The sequence below is a fragment of the Tissierellales bacterium genome (assembly GCA_025210965.1).
Lineage (GTDB): Bacteria > Bacillota > Clostridia > Tissierellales > JAOAQY01 > JAOAQY01.
In genome coordinates, this window is record JAOAQY010000176.1 from 1 (window position 1) to 5,831 (window position 5,831).

The following is a 5,831-nucleotide window of genomic DNA, read 5'->3' on the forward strand; positions in this document are numbered from 1 at the left end:
AAAACCCAACCTTTCGTAAATTTTAAAACGCTTACCCTAAAAGCGTTTAACCCTATGTTGTGTCTGCCTAGATATGTACCCCTACATATCGTTACAAGACTGCAATACCAATTATAGCAAAGTTTAATACAATATGAAAGGTCTTAGCTCACAAAAATATGGTAAAATATAAGAGTTATAGGATGAATAGGGGTAGTTTTATCCTATGGTTTGTTAATAAATTTTATGTATAAGGAGACAAAAATAATGGTTAAAATTTTAAAATTATTAGCATCATTTATTGGTGGATTAGTATTAATTATTATTGTATTTTTGATTTATGCTACGATTACTGATTACACGCCAGAAGAAAAGACTCTAGTAGATGTTGAATCGTCTGATACAGGAATTGCAGTAGGGAATGAATTGAGTTTGTTATCTTGGAATATTGGATATGCAGGGCTTGGAAGCGGAGAGACATTTTTCATGGATGGAGGAGTTGGCGTATTGCCAAATGAAGAAGATGTAAATAGCAATTTTGAGGCTATAAAGAGCTTTATAAATAGTCAAAATGCCGATATATATTTGCTTCAAGAAGTAGACATTAATTCTACTAGAACAAATGGTTTAAATGAATATGAGGAAATAAAGAATCTAAAAAGAGAATATGACAGTACATTTGCATACAATTACAAGGTATCTTATGTGCCATATCCTTGGCCGATGCTAGGACATATGGAAAGTGGATTAGCCACATTATCGAAATTTGATGTAAAAAGTTCTACTAGATATCAATTTCCAGGCAATTATTCTTGGCCGAAAAAGTTGGGATTCCTAGATAGATGCTTCGTGGAACATAGATTACCGATAGATGGAAGTGAAAAAGAACTGATTGTTATAAATACTCACAACTCAGCTTATGATTCTGGTGGAACGCTTAGAAAGAAGCAATTAGATTATTTGAAGAATTATATGAAAGAAAGATACGAAGAAGGAAATTATGTAGTAATTGGTGGGGACTGGAATCATTTGTTGCCAGGAATTACAGAGGATTGGTTTAAAACAGAAAGACCCATGCCTTCTTGGGCTATGAAAATGGAAGCTGACTGGGCTTTAGAGGGATGGAACTGGGGATTTGATGAAACTATACCAACAGTTAGAGCTTTGGATTTACCATTTGAAAGAGGCCGAAATTTCATGACAGTTATAGATGGATTTTTGGTATCACCAAATATAGAGATTGATTCAGTAGAAGGAATAGATCTTGATTTTGTAAATTCAGATCACAATCCGGTAAAAATAAATATATCACTTAAGTGACATGCTCCCCCACTAAACCTAAATAGAGGAGGAAGTTTTCTCGAAATAATTTGATAAATTATTAACCTATTGGCGAAAGGTTTAATTAAAAAGGTGGCTAAGTGTCAGATTTAATTTATCCATAAATTTAGATCTGACACTTAGCCACTATTATTTATACCAAATTTTGTTGTAAATTAAAGGATACTAAGCTCTGCTGATTTTTTTTGAAACCTTGCCTATAGAAATACTAAGAGGTATAGAAATAGCGATTCCAATAGCACTAGTTATTAGAGAGTTTGGAATATGAGTTAGAGGTGCAATCCAATTACCTACTATGAGGCTGCCTGCAATGTAGTACCCAACTACTGAAATTAGAGCACCTATACTAAAAGCTATTAAATATGGACGTAAACCATGACCGTTTTTAGAAATCCAAAATGAAACAACAAAAGCCATGCTACCCTTTATGATAAATGTAAAAGGTGCCCATGCAATGAATGCAGGATCTAGTAAATCGAATAGACTCATACCGATTGCAGCGGCTAAAAAAGCATGTTTTGGCTTTAGTAGAGTCGAAGAAATCAAAAGAGCCGCAGTGCCGAGATGTATCATGCTAGAATATCCTATGTATATAGGGATGTGAATCCAAGTTGCAACGAACATAAATGCTGCGAACATACCTATTTTAGTTAAATCATTGGTTTTGAAAGAATTTGCCATAAAAATCATCTCCTGAATATAGTTTGAATGAATAGACACTATCGCCGCGATAAATAGTATAACTATTTATAACATTTGAATAGACCTTTTTAAATATACAAAAATGAAAAAAACTAGAGGACAGTTTTTGTGGTTTTTAGAATTAATTAGGGGTATATGGAAGTTAGCGTGTTGTAGCTAAGAAAATTTTGGAGGTGCTATTATGGGAAAAAAAGCAATTGAGATTTCTAATCTAAATGTAGAAGAACTTATTCAAATGTTAAATGAAGCATTGGCAGAAGAGTGGTTAGCTTATTATCAATACTGGGTAGGTGCTAGAATGATGGAAGGACCTATGAGAAGTGAAGTAGAGCCAGAGCTTTTAGTTCATGCAAATCAAGAGTTAGCTCATGCAGAATTAGTGGTTGAAAGAATTCAACAATTAGGTGGGACACCTATATTAGATCCTAAAAAATGGTGGGATTTTGCTAGATGTGAGTACGAAGTACCAGATGATCCATATATAGAAGTTATACTAGAACAGAATTTAAGAGGTGAGAGATGTGCTATTCAAAGATATGAAGAAATAGCTGATTTCACAAATGGAAAGGATCATGCAACATACCAAATGGCAGTTAGTATACTAAATGAGGAACTCGAGCACGAAAATGACATAGAGGATTGGATAGCAGATATCGAAAGATTAAAAGACGATATTAGAAAAATTAGATTGTAATAACCTAAAAATTTTCGAGGAACTGGTGATATTGTATTGCTGGTTCCTTTTTTAGTAAATCTGTTTTATACATTTTGAAGTTTATTGATTTATAATATAATAGAGAGTGTATGGGACGTTAGGAGTGAAAAACGTGAGTATAAAATCTGAAACTGAATTATATGAACCTATTAAAACGTATTTTGAAAAACAAAACTATGAGGTACAAGCAGAAGTAAAAGACTGTGACTTAGTTGCTAGAAAAGAAGATGAGATAATATTGGTAGAGCTGAAAAAAAGTTTTTGCTTGAAATTGGTCTATCAGGCTATGGAAAGACAGAAACTTAGCGAATGTGTTTATGTAGCTATACCAATGCCAAAGGGTGGCTCATTTAAGAAAAGCTGGCATCAAATGGTTAGATTATTAAAGGCCATAAGAGTAGGTTTAATAACAGTAAATGCTAGTGGTGAAGTAAAGATACATATTGAACCTAAAGCGTATGTGTTTAGAAAAAATTATAAAAAGAAGAAAAAGCTAGTTAGAGAGGCAGATGAGAGGATAACGAATATCAATGTGGGAGGAACACGTGGAAAGACAATGACGGTATATAAGGAGCAATCACTTATAGTTGCATATTCACTTTCAAAGGTCGATAAAATAAAGAGTGCAGAACTTTCGAATTTGCTCAGCATGGACAAGGCCAGAGCTATATTGACTAAAAATTACCACGGCTGGTTTGATAGGGTTGATAGAGGAGTTTATTCGCTAAATGCTAAAGGAAAAAAAGCTCTGCAAGAATATGATCTAGCAGAGCAATTATATGATAATTGGATGGCGTCTAAGTAATTACTTAACAACTAAAACAGGTATTTTAGAGTGGTGTACTACTTTGTCGGTATTGCTGCCAAGGAAGAAAGTCTTTATGGCCGATTCGTTTTTATTTGGCATTATGATTAAATCACAAGCTTGTTCTTCTGATACGGCCAAGATCTGATCGCTAGGATGACCGTACTCTATGATAGTTTTTGTTCTTATAGATTCTTTTTGGAATTTTTTAGCAACAGACGATAGTACTTGATCGCTTATTTTATAGAGCAATCCAGATCTTTCTTCTGCATAATATTTGTTGTAAAGAGTGATATCGTTGTAATAGGTGTCGTATGCATGGATTCCACTAAAACTAGTTTCTACTATTTCAGATTCTTTGATTACATTCAAAAGTATAACCATAGCATCTAGTTTTTCTGCAAATAGTAGGGCTGTTTCGAAAGTTTTATCGCTTAAGCCAGAAACATCAACTGGTAATAATATTTTTTTCACGAATACTCCTCCTTTCCGAATCGATTCAAAAGAATCACCACTTCTTACTACATATATACCCATTTTACAAAATATAAATTAAAGGAGCGATTAAAATGCAGAAATGGTATACTGATAGACTTTGCTTAGCTGTGATTGATGGTAATTATGCAAAGGGAGTTCTAGATTATTATGAGAGAAATAAAAATTTACTATCTAATTGGGAGCCCGAGAGAGATGATGAATTCTACACGATAGAGCATCATGAAGAGCAATTAAATGATAGTTATGAGAGGGTTCAAAATCGTCAAGAGCTTAGATTATGGATTTTTAAAAAGAATGATGAAAATTTAGAACGTCCAATAGGGACACTTGGATTTAGCAACATAGTATATGGTTGCTTTTTATCTTGCTTTCTAGGTTACAAATTAGATGAAAATGAACTTAACAAAGGGTATATGACAGAGGCTCTTAAAAAAGGGATAGAAATAGCATTTGAAGATTATGGGCTTCACAGAATAGAGGCAAATATAATACCAAGAAATGAACCTTCTCTTGCAGTGGTTAGAAAGTTAGGTTTCATAGAAGAAGGGCTTTCTCCTAAGTACCTCAAAATAAATGGAAAATGGGAAGACCACATTCACATGGTACTTAGGAACAAAGCCCTAGAAAGCTAATGTTTAAAATGATTTCTATTAATTTGTTGTCTCTGCATTTTCATCAGATTCTGTGCCTGATTCATCAGAAGAATCGGAATCTGATGAATCAGATCCATCCTCTGTTTCTGATGAAGTGTCACTGCTGTCTTCAGTAGATTCACCATTAGAAGATTCATCTGAAGTTTCAGAGGATTCGTCATCTTGATCACTTTCGTCATCTTCATCGTCTATTTCTATGGTTTCATCTTCGGCGTTCCAGTCAACATTTAATCCAAATGTTTCAGCGATAAATCTAAGTGGTACGAATGTTCTGTTGTTGATTAAGTCGGCTTGAGTATCAAGTTCTATAGTTTCTCCATTTACTACAGCTGTCTTTGATCCAAGAGTTAATTCTATCGTTTGACCTTCTTTTACGATCGTTACTGTTTTAGTTTCACTATTCCAGTCTAATTCAGCTCCAAAACCTTCTGTAATAGCTCTAACAGGAATTAAAGTTCTTCCTTCTTTTATTACAGGAGGAGTGTCAAATTTAAATTTAGCTGAATCTGATAAAATACTGTCTATATCAAGTATTTGAATGTCATCATATTTATCTAGTAATTCATTTTTAAGAGCATCAATTTGTTCCATTTCTTCTTCTGTGTAACCGTCTCTAATAGTTTTTCTTATAGTATTTCTAAGTTTAGCTAATTCGGCGTTTAAATTTTTTCCGGTTTTTTTAAGATTTTCCAAATTAGTTTCATATTCTTCTTTTGTTTCATCATCAAGATTTTCATCTTCTAATTTTTCTTCAAGATCCTCTATGGCATCTTCAGTTTCTTTTAGCTTATTTTTTGCTTTTCTCTTATCTTTTTTAGCTCTTGCTTCAAATTGTTTTTCATCATCATCTAGAGTAGCTTCAAGTGCATCTTTTTCTTCTTCAATAGCATCTTTTTTCATTTCAAATTCATCTTTTAATTTTTCTAAAGCTGCTCGTTCTTCTTCAGTAGTAGCATTTTTGAAAGCTTCTCTAGCTTCTTCAAACTCTTTTTTTGCTTGTTCTAATTTTTCTCTTATTTGTTCTAATTCGCTACGCGTAGCATTTTCCTCGTTAGAGCTACTGTCCTCAGCATCTTGTGGTTCTGATTCATCGCTAGGTTCAATCTTATCTTTTGGTTTTCTTTTGTCTCTGTCATCG

Annotated in this window: 7 protein-coding genes; 4 read left to right on the forward strand and 3 right to left on the reverse strand. The window is 33.4% G+C overall.

What is annotated here, in order from left to right; translation table 11 throughout:
* The first annotated feature begins 246 nt into the window (after nt 1-246).
* Entirely contained in the window at nt 247-1,299 is a 1,053-nt protein-coding gene (locus N4A40_12340; protein MCT4662641.1) for an endonuclease/exonuclease/phosphatase family protein, read from the forward strand.
* A 186-nt stretch (nt 1,300-1,485) separates the two neighbouring features.
* Here the strand turns inward: N4A40_12340 and N4A40_12345 are convergent, their stop codons facing one another.
* Complete coding sequence (locus N4A40_12345) at nt 1,486-2,001, reverse strand: ECF transporter S component (GenBank protein MCT4662642.1); 516 nt, start codon at nt 1,999-2,001, stop codon at nt 1,486-1,488.
* A gap of 202 nt (nt 2,002-2,203) precedes the next feature.
* Between N4A40_12345 and N4A40_12350 the strand changes: the two genes are divergently transcribed.
* Nucleotides 2,204-2,716 carry a ferritin-like domain-containing protein gene (locus N4A40_12350; protein MCT4662643.1) on the forward strand — a complete coding sequence of 171 codons (513 nt, stop codon included), beginning with the start codon at nt 2,204-2,206 and terminating at the stop codon, nt 2,714-2,716.
* 133 nt (nt 2,717-2,849) lie between these two features.
* The gene (locus N4A40_12355; GenBank protein MCT4662644.1) at nt 2,850-3,542 is read left to right on the forward strand and encodes a DUF2161 family putative PD-(D/E)XK-type phosphodiesterase; all 693 of its coding nucleotides are present in this window, start codon (nt 2,850-2,852) and stop codon (nt 3,540-3,542) included.
* Here N4A40_12355 and N4A40_12360 read toward each other — a convergent pair whose 3' ends face one another.
* Nucleotides 3,543-4,016, reverse strand: a complete 474-nt coding sequence (locus N4A40_12360) for a universal stress protein (GenBank protein ID MCT4662645.1) — start codon at nt 4,014-4,016, stop codon at nt 3,543-3,545.
* Between the two features lie 95 nt (nt 4,017-4,111).
* On the opposite strand from N4A40_12360, the gene N4A40_12365 reads away from it, so the two are divergent.
* Complete coding sequence (locus N4A40_12365; GenBank protein MCT4662646.1) at nt 4,112-4,672, forward strand: GNAT family N-acetyltransferase; 561 nt, start codon at nt 4,112-4,114, stop codon at nt 4,670-4,672.
* Nucleotides 4,673-4,690: 18 nt separating this feature from the next.
* Here N4A40_12365 and N4A40_12370 read toward each other — a convergent pair.
* Nucleotides 4,691-5,831, reverse strand: a 1,141-nt coding sequence (locus tag N4A40_12370; GenBank protein MCT4662647.1) for a stalk domain-containing protein, incomplete at its 5' end; no start/stop codon positions are given.